The organism is Vibrio sp. 1069 (assembly GCF_033340555.1).
This window is the reverse complement of the sequence record NZ_JAWOWP010000342.1, coordinates 1-719: the sequence shown is the minus strand read 5'-3', so window position 1 is coordinate 719 and position 719 is coordinate 1. Positions and strand designations below refer to the sequence as shown.

Below are 719 nucleotides of genomic sequence, written 5' to 3'. Positions count from 1 at the left end.
ATCGCAGATTGCTGAATATCGGTGATGTATGAGAAATCGTTCAATGTAAAAAATATGCGCAATGATTGATGCTGGGAGAATAGAAAGGATGGGTTGGTATTTATAGTGAATATTGGTCGGGAGTTTTTAGAAAACTGAAAACGCCCTAAAAAAACACGTCTGATTTTGACAGCCTGATAAAAACGCACTTCATATAATTCGCTTGTATTGTACGAAAGGAGTGCAAGTGAATGAGTATTATCAATAGTCAGATAGCAACCAACACCAAGTTTGATGCATCGGTCCGGAATGGATTGGAATCGTCTCGGGCAGATAGTGCCGTAAAAGGCAGTTATCGAGGTGAGACTGTGCTCGTGCACAACGCCACTCCATCGCTTTTTGACGCGATGGAAGAGCTCACATCACTTGGCTCCGAAAAAGCAGAAAAAGATCTCACCAAACGCAAAATAAAAGACGGTGGCGTTCGCGTGAACGAAGCGCATGAGCTGGTTTCTGATTACCTCAGAAAGGTGCCCGATCTAGAGAAAAACCAAAAAATCAAAGATCTCGCGGCCAAAATGGCGGGTGGCAACATTTCGACCATCGCTCAGCTTCAAGCGTATTTGAACGGGTTTTCGGAAGAGAAAAGCCACCAATACTTAGCTCTAAAAGCGGTGAAGAAATACTTATCGGCCAATCCGGAAAGCAAACACTTATTGGCGCTGATTGACCAAGCGATC

At 43.8% G+C, this 719-nt stretch carries 1 pseudogene; it reads left to right on the top strand.

Annotated features, from left to right (window positions below):
- Positions 1-230 precede the first annotated feature (230 nt).
- Positions 231-719 (top strand): annotated as a pseudogene (gene vopN / locus R7040_RS26400) (SctW family type III secretion system gatekeeper subunit VopN); the annotation flags it as partial.